Source organism: Lagierella sp. (genome assembly GCF_029983815.1).
In the GTDB taxonomy this organism is placed as follows: Bacteria; Bacillota; Clostridia; order Tissierellales; family Peptoniphilaceae; genus Mediannikoviicoccus.
This window is the reverse complement of the sequence record NZ_JASBYU010000001.1, coordinates 211,752-234,670: the sequence shown is the minus strand read 5'-3', so window position 1 is coordinate 234,670 and position 22,919 is coordinate 211,752. Positions and strand designations below refer to the sequence as shown.

Below are 22,919 nucleotides of genomic sequence, written 5' to 3'. Positions count from 1 at the left end.
TTTAAATGGCAAAGAAAAATATGGCATATACCAAGGGTAATTTAATAAAATTAAAAAAATCCTTAAATTTTGCCAAAAAGGGCTTCAATCTCCTAGATAGAAAAAGAGTAGTTTTAATTCGGGAGATGATGTCCTTAGTAGACAAGGCCAAAGAGCTGGAAGGAAGAATAGGACAGGAGTTTTCCAAGGCCTATGCACTTTTAAATCAGATGAATTTAATATTAGGTAAGGAAAATTTAGACAATATTACAGATGCGATACCCAAAGAAAAGAGCTATGAAATACTCTATAGGTCGGTTATGGGAGCTACCGTACCCAATATAATAGTACAAAAAGATGACTCAACTCCCTTGACCTTTGGTATTCATGACACAAATGCAGGCTTTGATAACTTGCTATTGGAATTTAAAAAAATTCGAAACCTTATATATGAATTGACGGAAATAGAAAATGCAGTTTTCAATTTGGCTTCAGAAATTAATAAAACTCAAAAAAGAGCAAATGCACTGGAGAAAATACAAATTCCAAAGCTTGAAAAAGATATTAAAAAGATAGAGGAGATACTTGAAGGTAAGGAAATAGAAGAATTTTTCAGACTAAAGAAGGTAAAATCAAAGAAATAAAAATATCAGAGCACTCGACTTTGAGTGCTCTAGGTATTTATTGGGTAAAATCAATGGATTTGATATAATTGGGGAAGAGGTGACCTATGGATAATTTATTTCTTCATTTTATAGAAAATTATGGAAATATTGGAATATTTCTCTTGATATTTATCGAAAATTTATTTCCGCCGATACCATCTGAAGCGATTCTTGGTATTGGAGGTTTTTTTATTTCTCAAACCCAGTTAAGCTTTGTATCGGTATTATTATCGGCTACTTTAGGATCTATTCTTGGCGCTATCGCTCTATACTATATAGGAAGGTATATAAATAGTCCAAGAATACGTAATATCTTCCTAGGAGAAGGAAAACTTCTAAGACTTGGAAATGATAAACTAAGCAAAATTAAAAAAATATATGTAAAGCATCAAAAGGTTTCGGTTTTTTTATTGAGAATGGTACCAATTTTTAGATCCATCATCTCCATACCAGCAGGAATGTTTAGGATGAATTTTCTTGAATTTATACTGCTCACTAGTCTTGGATCTTTGATTTGGAATGGAATAATCATCTATGCTGGAATGTACTTAGGTGAAAACTGGGCCTTTATAGAAAAGATTATGAAAAACTATACCTATCTAATTGTGATAGTCGTTGCTCTTATTTTAATGGTTTATCTTTATAAGAGAAGAAAAGAGAATAAAAATTCTGATAAAAAAATACAGGATTAAATAAAAACCATAGAAATAATCTGGGAAATTTTTTAAGAATAGGGAAAAAATTAAAATTTTGTTTTAAAATTTTTTTATCTTAATTTCGAACAAAGATAAAGAATTAACGATATTTAAAATTTGGGCTTTATTTTATCAAAGTCGCCTATCCTTGCAATTATGGGAATCATCAAAGTTTAGCACTTTAAATGTATATAGTTTTTTACTAGACTTAAAATTAAATCTTTTTATGATGTTGTGCTTTAAATTAGCATATGTAATTGCCTATTTATTAATTAATGCATTACACAGTTGAAATGCTTTAATATTATGTTATAATTATCATAAGTTCTACAGAACATGGGAAGACAAGGTTTTGAGAGAATGTTTTATATTTACCCTAAATTTAAATCGTTTTCTTTCGGAACCTGGTTTTTTAGTGTGCTGTAAAATTTAACAATTCTTATTTATATTCTTAAGGAGGAATAACGTAATGAAGGGAAAGAAAAAAGCTCTTTCACTTGTACTTGCAGGAATGATGTTATTTGTTACTGCTTGTGGCGGTGGAGCTAACACAGATGGTACAGGCAAAGATGGAAAGCCTGCAGCAGGAAATGGTGGAGAACAGATATATAACTCTCTACTAGACAATGAACCAACTACACTTGATGCTCAAAAGGGTTCTGATATGTATGGTAATAAAATTATCAACAATATAACTGAACCACTACTAAGAATGGCAGAAAAAGAAGATGGTTCCAACGAAGTAGTTCCAGCAGCAGCTGAAAGCTACGAAGTTTCCGAAGATGGCCTTACTTATACTTTCAAACTTAGAGATGGTATGAAGTGGGAAGACGGACAACCTTTAACAGCTAAGGACTATGAATATGGTATAAAGAGAGCTGCAGACCCTGCAACAGGTGCTGAAGCTGCGTTCTTACTTGCGCCAATCAAAAACTTTAATGCTATTAACTCTGGTAAGTCCGACATACCACTAGATGAACTTGGAGTTAAAGCGGTTGATGAAAAGACTTTAGAAGTTACATTGGAATCACCTGCAGTTTATTTTATAACTTTAGTTCCATTTAGAGTAATGTTACCAGCAAGACAAGATTTAGTTGATAAGTATGGTGAACAATATGGTTCTGAGGCTGACACTGTATTATCCTGTGGACCTTTCAAGTTAACTGACTGGACACATAACTCAAGGCTAACTCTTGAGAAAAATGAAGACTATTGGGATGCGGAAAACGTAGCGCTACAAACTGTTAACCTTCCAATAATGACAGATACTAACACCATAATGAACTCCTTCCAAGTTGGGGAAGTTGACGCTGTTAGAACAAATATTCCTGAATGGGTTGAAAAGTTCTCAGGAATTGAAAATGTTAAGAGTAAACCTGTAAGTTTACCAGCTGTTGATTATCTAGCGGTAAACCATAAGGACAAGTTATTGTCCAATGACAAGATTAGAGCTGCAATCAATTTAGCTATAGACAGAGAAGGAATAGCTGCTTTGATATCTAAGGACTTCAATCCACCAGCACAAGGTTGGGTACCACAAAGTATTCAATTAGATGGTAAGGAATTTAGAAAAGAAGCTGGAGATTCTTATAAGGATCTAAAAGAAGCAAATAAAGACGTTAAAGCATTATTTATAGAAGGTATGAAAGAACTTGGTCTTGGAGAAGACCCTTCAACAGTAGATTTGACAATAATCTATACAAACTCACCAATTGTAAAAAGTACCAATGAGTTCATTCAACAAAATCTTAACACTAAATTAGGTGTTAATGTTAAGTTGGAAACTATGGAATGGCCAATTCTTAATGGTAGAGTACAAAAGGGTGACTACCAATTGGCATACCTAGCTTGGACTGCAGACTACAACGATCCTTCAGCGATGTTATCACTATTTACATCTAATGCTGGAGCGGTAAACACTGGATGGGCTAGTGAAGAGTATGATAAGCTAATAGCTGATGCAGCTGGCGAAAAGGATTCTGCTAAGGCATTTGATCTTTATAAACAAGCAGATAAGATGTTGGTTGATCAATCAGTAATCGTACCTTTAATCGGAGCTAGTACAAACTCTTACTACTACGACTATGTAAAAGGTGTAACATTTAGTGATTTTACAACAACAGGATTTAAAACAATTGACACTTCAGCTAGACCTTAGTTGAAGAAAAAAATAAATAACTCAGGTGGTGTAAAAGCCACCTGATTTAGGAGGTAAAAATGTTAAAGTATATTGGAAAAAGAGCTCTGTACATGGTTATAACACTTTTTATTATAACTACAGTGACTTTCTTTTTGATGCATAACATTCAGGGAGACCCTATTTCTGCCATGGGTAAAACATTACCACCCCAAACTATAGAAAACTATAGAAGAAAATATGGTCTTGATAAACCTGTTCATGAACAATATGCAATCTTTTTGAAAAATGTATTTACTAAAGGTGATTTAGGATCATCTATCAAGTATCCTGGTAGAGAGGTTTCAAAAGTTATAAAGGAAACTGCACCAGTATCAGGAAGAATCGGTGGACAAGCCATGATTGTCGGATTGGTAATCGGTTTAACACTAGGTATTATAGCTGCACTTAATAGGGGTAAATGGCCTGACTACATAGTTAGCGTTATTGCGATTCTAGGTGTAACTATCCCTGTATTTATCATGGGTTCACTGTTACAGCTATTCTTTGCGGTTAAACTTAAATGGTTCCCGACATCTGGATTTAGACCTGGAATGTTTAAATTTACTGTCCTACCATCCATTGCAATGTGCTTTGGTTCCATTGCAACATACGCAAGATATATGAGAAGTAATGTATTGGAAGTTTTAAATGAAGACTATATTCTTACTGCTCAAGCTAAAGGGGTTTCAAGATTTAATATTATTAGAAAGCACGTTTTAAGAAATGCAATTCTACCTATTATTACAATAATTGGACCACAAATAGTAGGAATATTTACAGGATCTTTCATCATTGAAAGCATGTTTGGTATTCCGGGACTTGGATTTTACTTTGTAAACGCTATCCAAACTCGTGACTACCCAATGATCATCGGTACTACAGTATTTTATGCTGCACTATTCTTAGTAGCACAACTATTAGTTGATATTCTATATACAGTTGCCGATCCAAGAATTAGAGTGGATAATTAGGAGAGTAATATGGAAACAATAGATAAAAGTAAATTTGCCAGGGTCCCAAAGGACAAAGGGGATGCAGAGTTTATTGCAAGACCAGTAGTTACTTATTGGTCAGATGCCTGGAGAAGATTTAGACAAAACAAAACTGCTATGATCGCATTTATCATCCTAGTAGCTTTGACTATAATGGTTATTATTGGACCTATGATTTCAAAGTATAACTTTAAAGATATTGTAGGAACGCCAAATACAAAACCAAACGGAGAGTTCTGGTTTGGTACAGATGAAATCGGAAGAGATGTCTTTACTAGACTTTGGAAAGGCGGAAGAATTTCCATCTTTATAGGTATCGCAGGAGCGGTAATTGGAACTGTTATCGGTTCTTTATACGGCGCCATATCTGCATATTTTGGTGGTAGAGTGGACAATATCATGATGAGAATCGTAGAAATTCTATATTCACTACCATATCTACTTGTGGTTATTATAGTAAGATTGGCTATGAAATCCACAGGGATCTCAACTTTGATCATTGCAATGACCATAACTGGATGGTGTGGTCTGGCAAGACTTGTTAGAGGACAGATACTCTCTTTAAAACAACAGGACTTTATCTTAGCCGCAGATGTTTTAGGGGTATCAAATAAAAATATAATTTTAAGACATTTAATACCAAATACATTGAATGTAATTTTAGTATCAATATCCTTTGATATACCGGGATATATATTTAGTGAAGCGTTCTTGAGTTATTTAGGACTTGGAGTTGCGCCACCAGAAACCTCTTGGGGAGCAATGGCGGCAGCAGCACAACAAAAATTCCAGTTCTATCCTTATCAACTATTCTTCCCGGCACTTACTATAGCATTGACAATGCTATCATTTACACTATTAGGTGATGGTCTAAGGGACGCATTAGATCCAAACCTTAGAAAGTAGGTAACTATGACTGAAAATAAAAGAAATATTGAAAATAGAGAAACTGAAGAAATTCTAGAAGAGAAGTCACCGGAATCTACAAATAAAAAGGCCGGTGCCGCTTATGAATCTGAAGAGGAATTACAAGAGGCAATAAGAAGAGAACAAGATGTAACCAATAGACAAAAGGTTATAGACGTTAAAGATTTACATGTTTCTTTCAACACCTATGCAGGAGAAGTTAAAGCTGTTAGGGGAATTAACTTCGATATCTATGAAGGGGAAACCCTTGCGATTGTAGGGGAGTCAGGATCTGGTAAAACAGTTGCTGCTAAGGCAATACTACAAATCCTTCCAAAGCAATCTGCTGAAATAAAAGAGGGTTCTTCCATTAAGTATTTAGATGAAGAAGTTTTAGAGATGACTAAGAAGAGAGTTAGGGAATATCAAGGTTCTGATGTAGCGATGATCTTCCAAGATCCAATGACATCCCTTAACCCAACTACTAAAATAGGTAAACAAATTGCTGAGTCCCTTGAACTTCATACAAAGATGTCCAAGGACGAAATTAAGAAGGAAACCATCAGACTTTTAGAGCTTGTAAATATACCAAATCCTGAAGATAGGGTTCACCAATACCCACATGAACTTTCTGGGGGTATGAGACAAAGGGTAATGATAGCTATTGCCCTAGCATGTAATCCAAGGGTTATCTTGGCGGATGAACCAACAACAGCCCTTGATGTAACTATTCAAGCTCAAATAATTGACCTTCTTAGAGAATTAAAAGAAAAGAAAAACACTGCAACAGTTCTAATAACCCACGACTTAGGGGTTGTTGCCGACTTTGCAGATAGAATACAAGTAATGTATGCAGGAGAAATAATGGAGACTGGAACTGTAAGGGAGATCTTTGGAAATGGACAACATCCATATACCTGGGCTCTTCTATTATCTGTTCCAAGACTTGACTCTAAAGATAAAGAAACTCTATATGCTTTAGGCGGAACTCCACCTGACTTACTATTGGATATTCCTGGATGCCCATTTGCACCAAGATGTGATTATGCTATGGAAATTTGTAAAGAACAAAAACCACCTGTTCACAAATTCTCCGACACCCATTGTAGTAAGTGCTGGTTACACCACGAATTGGCTCCTGAAGTAGAAAGACCATATTAGAGGTGAACTATGAATAGAGAACAAATTAAAGAAAATAATAAAGAAGTACTTGTAGAGCTAAAAGAGCTGGACAAATTCTTCCCAATAGGAAAGAAGAGGTCCGTTCGAGCTGTAGAGGATGTAACATTAAAGATATACAAGGGAGAAACCCTTGGACTAGTAGGGGAGTCTGGATGTGGTAAGACTACATGTGGACGTACCGTAATAAAAGTATATGAACCAACAGATGGTCAAGTACTTTATAAAGGTAAGGATATTACCAAATTTACAAGAGAAGAAGAAAAGTCCTTTAAAAAGAAAGCCCAAATGATATTCCAAGACCCTTATGCTTCCTTGGACCCTAAGATGACTGTAGGGGACATCATAGCTGAGGGAATTAGAGTTCACTTTAAAGGGATGAAAGAAAAGGACATTCAAGCTAAGGTTACAGAATTGTTGAAGACCGTAGGATTGAACTCTGAACACGGTGCAAGATTCCCTCACGAACTTTCTGGAGGACAAAGACAAAGAATCGGTATTGCTAGAGCTCTAGCGGTAGAACCAGAGTTTATAGTTTGTGATGAGCCTATTTCAGCTCTAGACGTTAGTATTCAAGCACAAGTAGTAAACTTGCTTATAGAATTACAAAACAAAGAGGATTTAACATATCTATTTATATCCCACGACTTATCAATGGTTAAACATATATCCGATAGAATAGGTGTTATGTATTTAGGTAGTATGGTTGAGATTTCACCAAAGGATGATTTATATTATGCACCACTTCATCCATATACCCAAGCTTTAATATCAGCTATTCCAATACCGGATCCATCAGTAAAATCCAAGGATAGAATCAAATTGGAAGGAGAAATACCTTCTCCAATCAATGCTCCAAAGGGATGTAAATTTAACACAAGATGTAAATATTGCATGGAAATTTGTAAAGAGAAAAGACCGGAACTTGTAGAATTGAGAGACAACCATTTTGTAGCTTGTCATCTATACAATGATGGGTTAGAAGAAGGATTAAAAAAGATTTCGGATAAATAGGAGTTTAAGGGTTTAATGGATTTTCCATTAAACCCAAACCTAAACTCTTATAATTTTAGATAGAAGATGTTTTAAAAGTTGAAATCGAGACATACTTATGTCGAAAACAGGAAAAGGTTATAACCATATTCGAGGATTTATAATTGTTATAAGCTATTAGGAATTGTATTTCTTCTTACAATATGGTATAATTATAGTGAAAAGTAGCTGAACATTGATTTTTTAATACATATGATTTTGTTGGCAATTATTTTGCATAATTTATAAACGATTTCATATACTGGTCAGCTATATTAAATTTAGGAGGGATTATATGAATGGCAAGAAAAAAATCCTTGCATTATCCATGGCTGCAATGATGCTATTTGTTACAGCATGTGGAAATGGAGGGAAAAACACTGACGCTTCCAATTCTGGAAACGTTAACAGCAGTGGAGAATCTGCACAAACTCAAGACGGTGGAAAGCAATATTTGAACTCATTATTAAATGCGGAACCAGCTACATTAGACGCACAAAAAGGTTCTGACCTATATGGTAATACTGTAATAAACAATATTACCGAACCTCTTTTAAGAATGGCAGAAAAGGACGATGGATCAAATGAACTTATTCCAGCCGCTGCTGAAAGTTATGAAGTATCAGAAGATGGTTTAACTTACACTTTTAAACTAAGAGAAGGAATGAAGTGGGAAGATGGACAACCACTTACTGCTAAGGACTTTGAATATGGTATAAGAAGGGTTGCAGATCCTGCTACAGGTTCTGAATCTGCATTCTTACTTGCGCCAATCAAAAACTTTAACAAAATAAACTCTTCAAAAGGGGAAGTCAACTTAGATGAACTTGGAGTTAAAGCTGTAGATGACAGTACTTTAGAAGTAACTTTAGAAGCTCCAACAGTATATTTCCCAACATTGGTACCATTTAGAGTAATGTTACCAGCAAGAGCTGATATCATTGAAAAATATGGTGAAAAGTACGGTTCTGAAGCAGACACAGTATTATCCTGTGGACCTTTCAAATTAGTTGAATGGACTCACAACTCAAGACTTACTCTTGAAAAAAACAATGAATATTGGGATGCTGAAAACGTTAAATTAGAAACTGTTAATCTACCTATCATGACTGACACAAACACAGTTATGAACTCATTCTCAGTAGGAGAGGTAGATGTGGTAAGAACCAATATTCCTGAATGGGTAACAAAATTTGAAGGCATGGATGAAGTTAAATTTAAGAAGGTTGACCTTCCATCAATCGACTACCTTTCTGTTAACCATAAAGATGATTTAATGAAAAATGAAAAGATTAGAACTGCTATTAACTTAGCCGTTGATAGAGAAGGTCTTGCTAAGACTTTATCAGAAGGATTTGTAGTACCTTCTCAAGGTTGGACTCCAAATGGTATTCAACTAGATGGTAAGGAATATAGAAAAGAAATTGGTGACTCTTTCAAAGACCTTAAAGAAGCTAATAAGGACTTAAAGGCACTATTTATAGAAGGTATGAAGGAACTAGGACTTGGTGAAGATCCAGCTTCCCTTGACATTACCATCATATATACAAACAGTCCAAGAGTTAAGATGATTAACGAATTTGTTCAACAGTCAATCAATACAAAACTTGGAACAAATGTAAAACTAGAAACTATGGAATGGCCAATACTTTCTGGTAGAGTACAAAAAGGTGACTACCAATTGGCATACCTTGCATGGACAGCTGACTACAACGATCCATCTGCAATGTTATCACTATTTACATCAGCAGCAGCTGCAGTTAACACTGGATGGGAAAGTGCTGACTATGACAAGATAATCACTGAAGCTTCTCAAGAAAAAGATAGTCAAAAAGCTATGGAACTATATAAAGAAGCGGATAAGATGATAGTTGATGAATCAGTAGTTATTCCTCTAATAGGGGCAAGTACAAATCAATATCATTATGATTTTGTTAAAGGAATTAAGTATAGCGAATTTACAACAACAGGCTATAAAACTATTGACACTTCTGAAAGACAAAAATAAAACTTCATAAGAATAAATAAGAACTAAAGAAGAAGGTGGCTTTGGCTATCTTCTTTTTTAGTGTCTTAAGGTGTACTGGTGAGTTTAAAAATTAAAAAGAAGAAAATGGTTGATTATTGTAATTTGCACATTAAAAAAAGATGTGCTATATTCTAATCGGATTAGAAATAAAAAATAAATAAACTTTAAGACTTCATATAGAGGGGAATTGAAACTACAAATATATTAAAAGAGGAGTAATTTAACACTCCAGCTAGGAATTAGAAAATTCTTAAGGGAGAACTTTTTATTATTACTACTGTAAATTGGGACTAATTATAAGATCTTTGTGAATAAATAGAGAAGATAATATAAACTTGGCTAACCTTTTATTTGGTATCAGTTTTAGGTTAAATACCTTAATAATTTGAACAGTATAATGTCTTTTATCTAAGGAGGGTTAAATGAAGAACAAAAGGGAATATGTAATACTAATTTTAATTGCTACTTTAGCACTGTCAACATTCTTTATCTATAATTATAGAAATAAGGATGAAATTGAAGTTTTCCTAACTGTGAAGAATGAAACTGAAGAAAAGATTGATTCGGCGGGGGTTTTGATGGATAATAAAATTCTTTTAAATAGGACAAGTGGAGAGGTCTTTTATTTTCCTAAAGAGATATTTAAAAAACTTGAGGATACTTCGTTAATTGTAATTCTTAAAAATGGTGAAGTTTCTAGGTCCGGGAAATTTTCAACGGTGGATAATAAAGAGGTGACAGTCCAAGGTATAGAAGAAGGTAAAGTAAATTTGGATATTGAGACAGTCAGTGATGATAGGGAGTTTAACCTTCCAAATATCGATAAGTGGAATGTAAAGGTTGAAGGTAGAAATATTACTGGGGAATTTAAGTCTAATACGGATTTGAATTATACTTTATATCTATTAGGAAAAGGTGGACATTTAGGAATGTCCGATAAGAACTCAAAGGGTGCTTTAGCTATAGCTAGTTGGGAGAAACCTAGAAAGAAATTGGATAGCTGGGTTTTATTTGAGGAGTCTAAGTAAGGTTATTAATATACTTAAGAATATAAACTGGTAGATTACTATAAGATTTTAATTATGTTCCTTTTTGAAGCTTAGTCTTAAATTGTTAAAGAAAGATAGAGTTTTCCAATGGTTTATACCAGTTTTATTCTATATTTTGCAATGTTTTATAAGTTCTTTGCCTATGATGGGCGGGGAACTTTTTTCTTAAAGTTAATTTTAGATGAAAACCTTTTAAAAGTTTAGGAAAATACTTTCATTTTATTTGAAATGTGATATAATTTACTTAAGTGATTGGTGTATATCAGTATTACATATGATTTTGTAGCTGAATTTTATCATAGAAAAATAATAAACGATTTCATATGGCAATCACTATATTATGTTCATAGGAGGATATATAATGACAAGCAAGAAAAAAATTCTTTCTTTACTACTTGTGTTTGTGATGGTTTTAATCACTGCATGTGGTGGCGGAGGAGAGAAAAATGGTACAGATGGTGGTAACGTTAACAATCCTGATTCTACAGAAAGTGCTAATGGAAATGCAAATGCAGAGGGACAGTATTACAATACTCTTTTAAATGCAGAACCAAACACCTTTGACGCTCAAAAGGGTTCTGATTTATATGGTAATACCATTATCAACAATATAAATGAACCTCTTCTTAGAATGGGTGAAAAGGAAGATGGTACTAATGAAATTTTACCTGCTGCTGCTGAAAAATATGAAGTTTCTGAGGATGGTTTAGTTTATACTTTCCATTTGAGGGAAGGGTTGAAGTGGGAAGATGGACAACCTCTAACAGCTAAGGACTATGAATATGGTATTAAGAGATCTGTAGATCCTGCAACTGGTTCTGAGTCTGCCTTTTTATTGGACCCTATTAAGAACTTTGCTAAGTTAAATGGTGCAGAAGGCGAAGTAAATATGGATGAACTAGGTGTGAAAGCTATAGATGAAAAGACCCTTGAAGTTACATTGGAAAATCCAGCTGCTTATTTTCCAACTTTAGTTCCGTTTAGAGTTATGCTACCTTGTAGACAGGACTTAGTTGAAAAATATGCCGAAAAATATGGTGCTGAAGCTGACACAGTACTATCCTGTGGACCTTTTAAGGTTTCTGAATGGACTCACAATTCAAGAATTACACTTGTTAAAAATGAAGAGTACTGGGATAAGGATTCTGTTAAACTTGAAACTGTAAATTTACCTATTATGACAGATACCAATACCGTTATGAACTCTTTCCAAGTTGGAGAGGTTGATGCGGTTAGAACTAACCTTGCAGAATGGGTTTCAAAGTTTAAGGAGATGGAAGGGGTAGAAAATAAGGAGATTCAAATTCCATCTGTTAACTATTTGGCTGTTAATCACAGTGATGAATACCTAAAGAACGATAAAATAAGATTAGCTATTTCTCTTGCAATCGACAAACAAGGTTTGGCGGATTTAATTGCTAAGGGAATTCAAAAACCTGCAACTGGTTGGGTTCCTGGTGGTATGGAATTAGATGGAACCGACTTTAGAAAAGATGCTGGGGACACCTATGCAAAGCTTAGAGAAGAAAACAAGGACTTAAAAGCTTTGTTTATTGAGGGATTAAAAGAAATAGGAAAGGGAGAAGATCCTGCCCAAGCGGATATTACTTTGATATATACAAATACACCAATTGTTAAGCAAAACTGTGAATTTATTCAACAATCCCTTAACTCAACTTTAGGAACAAATATTAAGTTGGAGACAATGGAATGGCCTATACTTTCTGGTAGAATTCAAAAAGCGGATTATCAATTGGGATATTTGGCATGGACTGCAGACTACAATGACCCTTCAGCTATGTTGACATTGTTTATGTCTACTGCCAATGCTGTAAACACAAAGTGGAAAGACGAAAAATATGATGAACTTATCAGAGATGCTATTAAGGCAGAGGATCCTAAGGATTCTTTAGAAAAATATAAGGAAGCTGAACAGATGATTTCAGATCAAACTGTTGTTATACCACTAACCCATACTGGTTCTTTACAGTTCTACTATGATTATATCAAGGGAATAGCTTTTAATGACTTTACAACAACAGGATTTAAGACTATAGACACTTCTGGTAGGAAATAGCTAGAAGTTCTAAATAGAATATAAATAAGAAGTTTAAGAGGGGATGTTTATTCATCTCCTCTTAAATTTTATGAATTCTTACAATTTTCTTACAATTATAAAAAGCCCATAAACCCACCTTTAACTGTGATATTATATTAGTATAGTAAGGAGGATTTATGGGAAAGATAAAAGATTTTTACAAAAAGTATAAGAATTACATAAGAACAATTTTGATTGTTTTTATTTTGGTTATAACCGCATATATTATTAGAAAAGAGATAAAGGGTATTCAAATTAGTGAAATAAAAGCCCTAATTAGAAATACAGATATTAAGGCGAAGGTGTTCTTCATATTCTTTGGATTGTTCTGTTTTTCTTTTGCAACAATCTATGATTTCTTGTTGGCAAGATACTACAAGATGGAAATTCCCTTTAAAGAGGTTTTCAAAATAGGTTGGATTTCCCAGTCCTTTAATAATTTTATAGGATTTGGTGGGGTGGCAGGCCTTACCATCAGGGAGCTGATGTATGATAAGTATAAAGTGGATAAAAAAGTTGTCAATAGAATTTTATTTATAGTTTTATTTTCAGATATGATAGGACTTTTTTCCCTTGGACTGCCTTCTGGTATAGGCTTAATACAAAAGAAGAACTATACCTTGGTTCCAATCCTGTTTTTAATGTTTCTACTGGTTATAGGATTTATATTTATAGATAAATTTCCCTTTAAAAGGTTATTTGAGGATGAAGGTTCTATATTTGTTAGAGCCCAGAGAAAACTACGGGTATACATAACCCTACAGTCCACTTTTGAGTGGTTCTTGGCTGCTGTATTCTTTGCTTTTACAATAAAATATTATGAAAATAGCATATCCTTATTAACAGCCTGTACAGTTTATGTAATAGCGACTATAGTAGGAATTTTATCTTTGATTCCTGGTGGTTTAGGCTCCTTTGAAGCCTGTTGTATCTTGGTATTTAATATGTTGGGATATAATACTCCAAATATTGTCCTTTCACTTCTTATCTGTAGAATTTGTTATACGATCATACCTTGGATAGTGGGCCTACTACTGCTCGTTATTTCTACTAAGGGGGAAGCCGATAAAAGTGATATAAAAAAGCAAAATTCCATAAGTACAGTCTTATCGTATTCCGTACTAGCAACTGGAGGAATAATCGTTTGTTCCATGCTCGTTCCAAGACTATTTATTCGCTTTAGATTAATCTCCAAACTGTTTCCAAATTACATGCTTTTATTAAATAAAAGATTTACACTAATCTGTGGACTATCCTTGATGGCACTATCGACGGGTATTAAAAACAGGGTTAGAATTGCCCATAGGATGGTAATCCTTCTTCTTATTATCATTTCAATTTTGTACATGGTAGTCGGGAAGGGATATTTGGAAACTTTAATATGTATAGTCTTAATACTTGGACTTTATATCAATAGGGATTATTTCGATGGTTTAGCAGAGAGCCTCTCAATTAAGAAATTTTTTAAAGGAGCCTTAGTAATAGTAATATTATTCTCAATTGGAATAATGATTTACAATTTTAGACATAAGGTAAACTTCTTTTATGGGATGGAGAAATTTAGCTTCAATTTTATAAAGAACAATTTAAGCCATGTTCTTTTTGCTCCAATAATAACTTTGTGTATCTACTCAATTATCCTTAGCGTAGAAAGAAAATATATGGAATTTGAGCCGGTTGATATGGAGGATGTTGAGAAATTTGAAGCATTTTTTGAAAAGTACCCCTATGTAGCCAATACGCATTCCTTTTATATGAAGGACAAGAACATATTCTTCAATGAGAAGAATACGGTAATGTTTCTTTATAGGCCCTATAAGGATAAGTTATTTGTTTTAGGTGACCCTGCGGGAAAATCCGAGGATTTCGAAGATGCTATGGATGAGTTTATCAATATGGCATCGAAAAATAGGATGGATGTAGTATTCTTCCAAGTGACTGGAAAGTATCTTGAAGCCTTTATAAATCAAGGTTTTTCTCTGTTGAAATTAGGAGAAGATGCACTTGTGGACTTAGAGTCCTTTTCACTTGCAGGAAAGAAATTTAAGATTTTAAGGCGTACTTTAAACTCTATGGACACCCTAAATTTAAAGTTTAGGATTGTAGAGCCACCTTTTTCCAAGGAATTTATAATGAAATTGAAGGAGATCTCCGACCAGTGGTTAGGCAAGCGTAGGGAAATGCAATTTTCATTAGGAGCTTTCAAGGAGGACTATCTACAAAAAGCACCTATTTTTATAATTGAAGACGAGGAAAGAATTTATGCATTTGCAAATATGTTTCCACTAAAAGGTACTAAGACCATATCCATTGACTTAATGAGACATGTTCAAGATGGTCCTCCAGGGATTATGGACATGATGTTTTTAAGTATTATAAATTGGGCAAAAGATGAGGGCTATGAAAAGTTTGATCTTGGTGTAGCACCTTTGTCCAATGTAGGAAATAAATTATATTCTTCAGGAAAGGAAAAAACTGTAAAACTCGCCTATAAATATGGCAATAAAATCTATGGTTTTCAAGGTCTTAGGAGATTTAAGAACAAGTATACTCCAGATTGGAATTCGGTTTTTTTAGCCTATAAGGATGATTTTCAACTGCCAGACACTTTAATAAAACTGGTAAATGTTGCCTATGGATATGGAAATGAAAAGGAAACTAGTTATTTTGAAGAGTTTAAGAAAGATATAGAAAGGAAATAGTACATTATGATTTTAAAGATACCTGTAGTTTTAAAATCCAATATCCCAGAAGAAAATATCAAAAGGGTATTGGAAGAGATAGAAAATACAGAAGATGTAGATCTTATACTATACGAAGAAGGATTTTTACAAGGCTATGATTCTATGTCCTTTGACTATAAAGAAGATGTAAAATCTACTTTGTTTGAGAATTCTAAGGAAATAGTGACCATTAAAAAGGCGCTTTCAAATAAAAATTTTGCTCTAGGATTTGGTTATTATGAGAATTATAAGGGAGGAATATACTCTTCTTATATGCTTATGGGAACTGGTGGAGAGGAAGGCTTCAATTATAGAAGCCTATCTCCTAAATGGAAAGCAGAAAGAGCATGTGCCGACTATAGGGAAGGGGAAAAATTATACAGCTATGGTGTAAAGGATAAGGAGATTGGTATAGTTTTGGGAGAAGATTTTCTGGATGAAGAAATTTTACCTCAGATTGTTGATATGGATGCTAAGGTGGATTTATTCTATTGGTCTCATTCTAAGGAGTTTGCAGATAGCCAAAAGGCTGAGAGCGAGTATTTAAAGGTTTCAGAAATTCTTGATAAACCAGTTCTTCTATTTACCAGAATAATGGAGGATGGTACATCCCTTAAGGGCAGAATTCAATTGATGTTACATGGAAAAGTAATCAAAGATGATATGGTAGACCTTGGTGAAAGTTACATTATGGGATTATAATATATGGTAGATCAATAAAATGAAAAATTTGATATTAAAAACTGGAATTAAAATCCCAAAGTTAGGAATAACTACCTATAAAATAGGAGAAGATCCTTCACTCTTATTCAAAGAGGTTGATGCTTTAAGATATGCTTTAGAAGGTGGAATAAAGCTGATCGATACTGCTGAGATGTATACCAAAGGCAAAGCTGAATTAATCGTCGGTAAAGCTATTGAAAACTTTAATCGAAAAGAGCTATTCTTGGTGTCTAAGATTTGTCCATTTAACTGTAAAAAGGAAAAAATCTATTATTCCATAGAAAACACCTTAAAGCGGTTGAAGACGGATTATTTAGATTTATATCTTATTGGATGGGCTGGACCAATTTCTTTTCAAGAGGCGGTAAACTGCCTGGAAGAACTTAGAAATAAAAGGTTGATAAAGCACTGGGGAGTGTCCAATTTTGATCTTTTTAATATGAAAAAATTGCACCATACATTGGATGGGGACCACTGTGTTGTAAATCAAGTTTTGTACCACTTGGGTTCTCGAGGAACGGAGTTTGAGTTGCAGGGATTTTTAAAGGAAAAGGGCATAAGGATGATGGCTTATTGTCCTATGGCAATGGGTGGCATGCTAAATACTGATTTAATCAATAATATTAGACTCAATCAGATTGCATGTAAGTATAATATCTCCATCCAGGGGTTACTTTTAGCCTTTGTACTTAGTAGGGACAATATCATTCCAATACCAAAATCTACGGATAAGAAGCATATAGACGAAATAATAAGGATTGGTAGGATGATATTGGATAGGAAAGATTTAAGGATTTTAGATAATATTTTTCCACCACCATCAAGTAGACAATTTTTAGATATAGTATAGGAGGAGCTGTGTTAAGCCAAGATATTTTGGATTTAGTTGAATATGGTATTCAAAAAAAATTAGTTGATGAAGAGGACAGACAATATATTACAAATAGAATTCTATGGTTATTTAATGAAGATGTCATGGGAAATGAGGTAGAATTAACTTCTAGATCTCTTGAAGAGATTTTAGAATCCCTTGTTCAAGAGGCCTCCTCTAGGGGAATAATCGATGGCGGGTCAAGGGTACAAAAGGATAATTTTGATACTGAAATAATGAATGTATTTTCCTTAAAACCTTCACAGATTACAAAAAAGTTCTATGAATTGCTTGAGACCTCTCCAAAGAAAGCTACGGATTTTTTTTATGAATATTGTAAAGACATTAACTATATCAGAAGGGATAGAATTTTAAAGGATTACTTCTGGGAATATAAATCTGATTACGGAAATTTAAAGCTGATAATCAACTTGTCAAAACCTGAGAAGTCACAAATCGACATTATAAACGAAAATAAAAAGAAACTTAGGGTTTATCCCAAGTGTATGCTTTGTAAAGAAAATGAAGGCTATGCTGGAGGTCTTAATTATAATTCTAAGGCAACCCTTAGGAGCATTCCTTTGGATTTAAAAGGGAATTGGTTTATTCAGTATTCTCCCTATGTTTACTACCAGGAACATTGCATAGTATTTTCTGAAGAACATAAGAAAATGGTAATAGATAATAGTACTTTTTCCTATTTGATGGACTTTGTGGAAGTTTTACCCCATTACTTTATAGGTTCTAATGCTGGACTACCTATTGTTGGTGGATCTATATTAAATCATCTACACTATCAAGGTGGTAATTGTGACTTACCAATTTTTAATGCCAAGGACAGTATAAAATTTGAAGTTTTAGGTTATGAAAATATAGAACTGTCCATTTTGGATTGGCCTATGACTACGATTAAAATTGTTGGAAAAGATAGAGAAAGTGTACAAAGGATATGTGAAAAAGTATTAAAGATATGGGAAAATTTTGATTTTCCAGAGGAAAACATAATTTCTAGGGATGAAGAAGGTCAACACAATACGATTACTCCTATTTTGAAAAAGATAGATGGATACTACAATTTTTTCTTGATTCTGAGAAATAATTTGACGACTTTAGAAAAGCCCTTTGGAGTTTTTCATCCAACTACTCAATATCATAATATAAAGAAGGAAAATATTGGATTATTAGAAGCGGCAGGTTATGCAGTTCTTCCTGGAAGATTAAAAAAAGAAAAGAAAATTATTGAAGAGTATATGGTAAATGAAAGAAACCTAGACCCGGAAATCATCATAAAACATAAGAGTCTGATAGATTTACTTAAGAGCTGTAAAGAAAAGGACTTTAGTAGATGTATTGACGAGGGAATTGGAGAGATTTTTAAAAGGATTTTAGAAGACTGTTCCATATTTAAAGGATATGATACTAAAGGATTAAAACTTTTTTTAGAAAAGCTCAAAAATTAAATAGTAGAGTCTATGGCAATAAATTTTAAATTTACCCTCCTTGCTTTAGTTAGTAGGAGGGTTTTTCTTTAAAAATTTCATCACTAAATTGTTGTGATATTCTATGTATGAATGTTAAAACAAAGTTAAATCTTAATGTAAATGAGAAATGTTCCAAGGCTTAGGGTAACAATAATTAAAAAGTAATACTACTTACATGAGTATTACTTATTTTTAAAAAATTAATAGCAGATTGATCCAGTACTTGGAAATTCTACAAATATATTTAAATAGGAGGAAATTATGATAATTGCAGTAATTGTAATATTAGTGCTTTTAGTCCTATATGCCATAGGGGTCTATAACTCTTTAGTTAGACTACGTGAAAATGTAAGGAATTCTAAAAGTCAAATAGCTGCTCAAATCGAGTCTAGATGGGATGCAATAAAGACATTGATTGATGGTACTTCAAAGTATAGCGATTATGAAGAAAAAGTTTTAAAGGACATTGTGGATTCAAGGTCATCTATAGGGAAGAATTCTTCTGTTAAGGAGATTGAAAAAGATGACCAACAGTTTTCCAATGTATTTAGTAGACTTTTAGCAATAGTTGAAAACTATCCACAGCTCAAGGCTTCTAATCTATATGAAAACACTATGGAATCTATAAATAAATACGAAGATAATGTGAGACATTCAAGGATGATTTTTAATGATACTGTTACCATGTACAATAGGGCATTAATGGTTTTTCCTAAATCCCTTATTGCATCGGCAATGGGTTTTCAACAGGAAGAGTATTTTGAAAATACTTCAACAAAGACTGATATGCCCTCATGGAAATAGGGTGTAAACCATGAGATTTGACTTTATAAAAAAAAGGTTCATAGTATCTTTATTGGCCCTTTTTTTATTAATTTTTCCAATAAAGATAAATGCAGAATCCAATAAAATTACCAATATGGAAATGGAAACCAGAATTCATAAAGATGGTTTTGCAACGATTACTTCAACAATTGATTTGCACCAGTATAGTGGTACAGAATTCTATATTCCCATGGGTGATATGAGAGATTCTAAAATAGTTGACTTCCAGGTTTTTGAAAATGGTGTAAAGTTTGAAGACATGGGTAGAAATTGGAATGTTAATGATTCAATTGAAGATAAAAAAAATAAAAGCGGGATATATAATAACAATGGTCAAGATGAATTGGTAATGGGGATAGGAAGTTATGGGCAACATCAATTTACCCTGGTCTATAAAATCTCCAATTTTGTTAGAAAGACTTCCGATGGGGAACTTTTGACATTTTGGAAATATGTAAATGATAGCTTTAATATGCCAATAGAGAACTTTAATTTAAAAATTGTAAGTGATGTTCCCTTTAATAAGGAGGATTTAAGGATCTGGGGATTTGGGTACGTTGGAGAAACTCAAATTCATGAAGATTTTGTCAGTGCAACCTCCCACGAAACCATAGGGGAAACAAATTACGTTACAGTTTTATATAAGCTGCCAAAGGGTTCCATTGATACTTCTTCAACTATAGATAAAACCTATACAGATATAGTAAAAGGGGCTAAAGAAGGATCTTCTTTTATTCAGGAAAATGACGTACCCTTAGGAAGTTGGAAGAAGTTTATTTCAGTTTTAATAATGACTTTAGGAATTCCATTTGTTGCAATATTAACCGCTTTATTCACTGGAAGATTTATAGCTAATAAAGCTAAAAGATCAAAAAAAGCCAATAAAATGAAAAGAAAATTAAAGGGTCAATATTATAGGGACATTCCAACAGAACATACTGGATCTGAACTATATGATCTATTGTATAGATTGGACTATGGAAACTTCACTAACTTTTTAACCGGATATTTTCTAAAGTGGATACATGAGGGGGCTATTGAAACTGTAAAAACTCAACAAGGGGCTATCTTTAAAAGACAAAAAAATGCTTTTAAGATTAATACAATCTCCTTTAATAAAAGACAAAAGGAGGATTCTTTAGAGGATCCGAAGGAAGTGACCCTGTTTTATAAACTGTTAGAAGCGTCTGAGGATGGACTTTTGGAAAGTAATGAGTTCTCCCTTTGGGCAAGGAAAAATGAAAGAGAACTTAGACTTTTTCAAGATGGCCTATTCAATTTTTCAGAAAATAGATTACTAGCTCTAGGGTATTATCAAAAAAATCCCAATAGGACTCTATTTAGAAATAATGAATTTATAGAGACGCCTGAAGGTGAGGAGCTGATGTCCAGGGTAATAAGGTTTAGAAATTATTTAAAAAATTTCTCTCTACTCAATGAGCGTGAGTCCTATAATGTACACCTTTGGGATAAGTATATGATATGGGCAGGATTTCTGGGGATAACTGAGGAAGTAAGAAAGGAATTTAGTAAATTATATCCTGAGATTGAATACGAAGAACTCTACAATCCTGATACGATAACTGTGGCTCATGATATGGCAAGGACTGCTTATTATGCTGCGTTTGAATATTCCTCTTCAAGTAGTAGAAGTGGTAGCTCTGGATATGGTGGAAGTTCCAGTATCGGCGGAGGTGGCGGTTCCTTTGGTGGAGGCTCTGGAGGAGGAGCAAGGTAGGTTTTTGAAATTATGTAATAATCAAGGGTTCAATCTATCAAATTCTTAAAAAAGTAGTGGTGTTTGATGATGAGCCCTTGATTTTACTTTAAAGCTATAAGTATTTAGTGTATAATTATTTATTGAGAACAAGTCGAGCATTTAGATTTTTGTGTTTGACCAATATTTTATTAGAATGGTAGATTAGAGATAAATCGATTAGAAGAAATCAAGATAAAAATCTCATATTTATTACAGAATTAGTTGGGTGATCAAATTTTTTGATTGCTTAATTGAAAATGTTTTCTGCTATTTCTAGAACTTATTCAATTAATAGTGAGGTGTAAAATTGACTAGTATTAATGTAACAAATGAGATTGGAAAATTAAAAAAGGTTTTACTCCATAGACCTGGGGAAGAGCTTTTGAACATGACTCCGGGAAAACTGCAGGAGTTATTATTTGACGACATTCCATATTTGGAAAGAGCTGCGGAGGAACACGATGCTTTTGCCAATCTATTAAGAGAAAAGGGAGTAGAAGTCTTTTATTTAGAAGAGCTAATGGCTGATCTTTTGAAGGAAAAACCAGAGCTGAAAGAAGATTTCATAAACCAATTATTAGAGGATTCAGGCATAAAAAGCGATTATTATATCGATGCATTACGGGAATACTTTAATGGTTTTACGGATATGAAAAAATTGGTGGATAAATCTATTGCCGGTGTAAATTACAAGGAAATAGATTTAAAAAAATCAGAATTTTTAGAATCCTATTCCCAGGATAGTTCTGATATGCTGATGTTACCTATGCCAAATCTATATTTTCAAAGAGACCCTTTTTCATCTGTAGGAAATGGCGTAGTTATCAACAAGATGTATACCTTTATCCGTCAAAGAGAGACTATTTTTGCCCATATGATATTTAGTCATAGTGAAAAGTTTAAGGACGTTGTTAAGTTTTATGATAGAGATTATGAATTTTCCATTGAAGGTGGAGATGTATTAAATATCAATAAAAAGACTTTGGCAGTGGGAATTTCACAAAGAACACAACCAGAGGCAATTGAAAAGCTGGCAAAGAATATTTTCTATAATTCGGACAGTGAAATAGAAACTGTTGTTGCCATAGATATTCCAAAGATTAGGGCATTTATGCATCTAGATACCGTATTCACTCAAATAGATTATGATAAATTTACGGTGCATCCAGGAATTCTTGAAACCTTGAGAGTCTTTGAATTAAAAAAAGGAAGTTCAAGTGAGGAGATAAAAACCAATGAGATACACGACACTTTGGGAAATATCTTGTCCAGGTACTTAGATAGAGAAGTGGAACTTATCTACTGTGGTGGCGGAGATAAGATGATTTCTGAAAGGGAACAATGGAATGACGGCTCCAATACACTTTGTATATCTCCAGGAAATGTTGTGGTATATGAGAGAAATATCATTACCAATGAACTACTTAGGGAGAGAGGAGTAAATGTCCTTGAGATAAGAGATAGTGAACTTTCAAGGGGTAGAGGAGGCCCTCGTTGTATGAGTATGCCTCTAATTAGAGAAGAAATATTATAATAACACTGCCAGTATAATAAGGTACAAGTAAACTATATCTTATAATTAAACACTCTATTTTGCAAATGAGTATAGTTAATTATAATTTATCATTATATAATTATGTAAACGACAGCTTACTTGTCTATCTCATAGATAAACACTATAATAGTAATGAAATCTAATTTATACGCCGGTATAGTATAGATTAGGTTAAGGCA

The 22,919-nt window shown here is 33.5% G+C and carries 17 protein-coding genes; all 17 read left to right on the top strand.

What is annotated here, in order from left to right; genetic code table 11:
* The first annotated feature begins 5 nt into the window (after window positions 1-5).
* A complete protein-coding gene (locus tag Q1K37_RS01110; RefSeq protein WP_300408528.1) occupies window positions 6-623 on the top strand; it encodes a V-type ATP synthase subunit D in 618 nt (205 codons plus the stop codon).
* An 86-nt stretch (window positions 624-709) separates the two neighbouring features.
* Window positions 710-1,336: a DedA family protein gene (locus Q1K37_RS01105; protein WP_300408527.1), complete on the top strand. Its 627-nt coding sequence runs from the start codon at window positions 710-712 to the stop codon at window positions 1,334-1,336.
* Window positions 1,337-1,808: 472 nt separating this feature from the next.
* Window positions 1,809-3,497: a peptide ABC transporter substrate-binding protein gene (locus Q1K37_RS01100; protein WP_300408526.1), complete on the top strand. Its 1,689-nt coding sequence runs from the start codon at window positions 1,809-1,811 to the stop codon at window positions 3,495-3,497.
* A gap of 59 nt (window positions 3,498-3,556) precedes the next feature.
* The gene (locus Q1K37_RS01095; protein WP_300408524.1) at window positions 3,557-4,489 is read left to right on the top strand and encodes an ABC transporter permease; all 933 of its coding nucleotides are present in this window, start codon (window positions 3,557-3,559) and stop codon (window positions 4,487-4,489) included.
* A 9-nt stretch (window positions 4,490-4,498) separates the two neighbouring features.
* Window positions 4,499-5,416 (top strand): ABC transporter permease, encoded by a 918-nt coding sequence (locus tag Q1K37_RS01090; RefSeq protein WP_300408522.1) that lies wholly within the window; start codon window positions 4,499-4,501, stop codon window positions 5,414-5,416.
* A gap of 6 nt (window positions 5,417-5,422) precedes the next feature.
* On the top strand, window positions 5,423-6,577 hold the full coding sequence (locus Q1K37_RS01085; protein WP_300408521.1) for an ABC transporter ATP-binding protein: 1,155 nt from the start codon (window positions 5,423-5,425) through the stop codon (window positions 6,575-6,577).
* Window positions 6,578-6,586: 9 nt separating this feature from the next.
* A complete protein-coding gene (locus tag Q1K37_RS01080; RefSeq protein ID WP_300408519.1) occupies window positions 6,587-7,609 on the top strand; it encodes an oligopeptide/dipeptide ABC transporter ATP-binding protein in 1,023 nt (340 codons plus the stop codon).
* Window positions 7,610-7,922: 313 nt separating this feature from the next.
* Window positions 7,923-9,635 carry a peptide ABC transporter substrate-binding protein gene (locus tag Q1K37_RS01075; protein ID WP_300408517.1) on the top strand — a complete coding sequence of 571 codons (1,713 nt, stop codon included), beginning with the start codon at window positions 7,923-7,925 and terminating at the stop codon, window positions 9,633-9,635.
* Between the two features lie 443 nt (window positions 9,636-10,078).
* Complete coding sequence (locus tag Q1K37_RS01070) at window positions 10,079-10,684, top strand: hypothetical protein (protein ID WP_300408515.1); 606 nt, start codon at window positions 10,079-10,081, stop codon at window positions 10,682-10,684.
* A 382-nt stretch (window positions 10,685-11,066) separates the two neighbouring features.
* The gene (locus Q1K37_RS01065) at window positions 11,067-12,782 is read left to right on the top strand and encodes a peptide ABC transporter substrate-binding protein (protein ID WP_300408513.1); all 1,716 of its coding nucleotides are present in this window, start codon (window positions 11,067-11,069) and stop codon (window positions 12,780-12,782) included.
* Between the two features lie 158 nt (window positions 12,783-12,940).
* Entirely contained in the window at window positions 12,941-15,505 is a 2,565-nt protein-coding gene (gene mprF / locus Q1K37_RS01060) for a bifunctional lysylphosphatidylglycerol flippase/synthetase MprF (RefSeq protein WP_300408511.1), read from the top strand.
* 6 nt (window positions 15,506-15,511) lie between these two features.
* Window positions 15,512-16,228, top strand: a complete 717-nt coding sequence (locus tag Q1K37_RS01055) for a hypothetical protein (RefSeq protein WP_300408509.1) — start codon at window positions 15,512-15,514, stop codon at window positions 16,226-16,228.
* A 19-nt stretch (window positions 16,229-16,247) separates the two neighbouring features.
* A complete protein-coding gene (locus Q1K37_RS01050; protein ID WP_300408508.1) occupies window positions 16,248-17,099 on the top strand; it encodes an aldo/keto reductase in 852 nt (283 codons plus the stop codon).
* Between the two features lie 8 nt (window positions 17,100-17,107).
* Window positions 17,108-18,580, top strand: a complete 1,473-nt coding sequence (locus tag Q1K37_RS01045) for a galactose-1-phosphate uridylyltransferase (protein ID WP_300408507.1) — start codon at window positions 17,108-17,110, stop codon at window positions 18,578-18,580.
* A 282-nt stretch (window positions 18,581-18,862) separates the two neighbouring features.
* Entirely contained in the window at window positions 18,863-19,405 is a 543-nt protein-coding gene (locus Q1K37_RS01040; protein WP_300408505.1) for a LemA family protein, read from the top strand.
* Between the two features lie 10 nt (window positions 19,406-19,415).
* On the top strand, window positions 19,416-21,164 hold the full coding sequence (locus tag Q1K37_RS01035; protein WP_300408503.1) for a DUF2207 domain-containing protein: 1,749 nt from the start codon (window positions 19,416-19,418) through the stop codon (window positions 21,162-21,164).
* Between the two features lie 328 nt (window positions 21,165-21,492).
* Window positions 21,493-22,719 (top strand): arginine deiminase, encoded by a 1,227-nt coding sequence (gene arcA, locus Q1K37_RS01030; protein WP_300408501.1) that lies wholly within the window; start codon window positions 21,493-21,495, stop codon window positions 22,717-22,719.
* Window positions 22,720-22,919: the final 200 nt, after the last annotated feature.

Bases quoted from the DNA above. Each gene is read 5' to 3' on its own strand.
- Q1K37_RS01110 (WP_300408528.1), top strand. From the start codon at position 6: ATGGCAAAGAAAAATATGGCATATACCAAGGGTAATTTAATAAAATTA.
- Q1K37_RS01105 (WP_300408527.1), top strand. From the start codon at position 710: ATGGATAATTTATTTCTTCATTTTATAGAAAATTATGGAAATATTGGA.
- Q1K37_RS01100 (WP_300408526.1), top strand. From the start codon at position 1,809: ATGAAGGGAAAGAAAAAAGCTCTTTCACTTGTACTTGCAGGAATGATG.
- Q1K37_RS01095 (WP_300408524.1), top strand. From the start codon at position 3,557: ATGTTAAAGTATATTGGAAAAAGAGCTCTGTACATGGTTATAACACTT.
- Q1K37_RS01090 (WP_300408522.1), top strand. From the start codon at position 4,499: ATGGAAACAATAGATAAAAGTAAATTTGCCAGGGTCCCAAAGGACAAA.
- Q1K37_RS01085 (WP_300408521.1), top strand. From the start codon at position 5,423: ATGACTGAAAATAAAAGAAATATTGAAAATAGAGAAACTGAAGAAATT.
- Q1K37_RS01080 (WP_300408519.1), top strand. From the start codon at position 6,587: ATGAATAGAGAACAAATTAAAGAAAATAATAAAGAAGTACTTGTAGAG.
- Q1K37_RS01075 (WP_300408517.1), top strand. From the start codon at position 7,923: ATGAATGGCAAGAAAAAAATCCTTGCATTATCCATGGCTGCAATGATG.
- Q1K37_RS01070 (WP_300408515.1), top strand. From the start codon at position 10,079: ATGAAGAACAAAAGGGAATATGTAATACTAATTTTAATTGCTACTTTA.
- Q1K37_RS01065 (WP_300408513.1), top strand. From the start codon at position 11,067: ATGACAAGCAAGAAAAAAATTCTTTCTTTACTACTTGTGTTTGTGATG.
- mprF (WP_300408511.1), top strand. From the start codon at position 12,941: ATGGGAAAGATAAAAGATTTTTACAAAAAGTATAAGAATTACATAAGA.
- Q1K37_RS01055 (WP_300408509.1), top strand. From the start codon at position 15,512: ATGATTTTAAAGATACCTGTAGTTTTAAAATCCAATATCCCAGAAGAA.
- Q1K37_RS01050 (WP_300408508.1), top strand. From the start codon at position 16,248: ATGAAAAATTTGATATTAAAAACTGGAATTAAAATCCCAAAGTTAGGA.
- Q1K37_RS01040 (WP_300408505.1), top strand. From the start codon at position 18,863: ATGATAATTGCAGTAATTGTAATATTAGTGCTTTTAGTCCTATATGCC.
- Q1K37_RS01035 (WP_300408503.1), top strand. From the start codon at position 19,416: ATGAGATTTGACTTTATAAAAAAAAGGTTCATAGTATCTTTATTGGCC.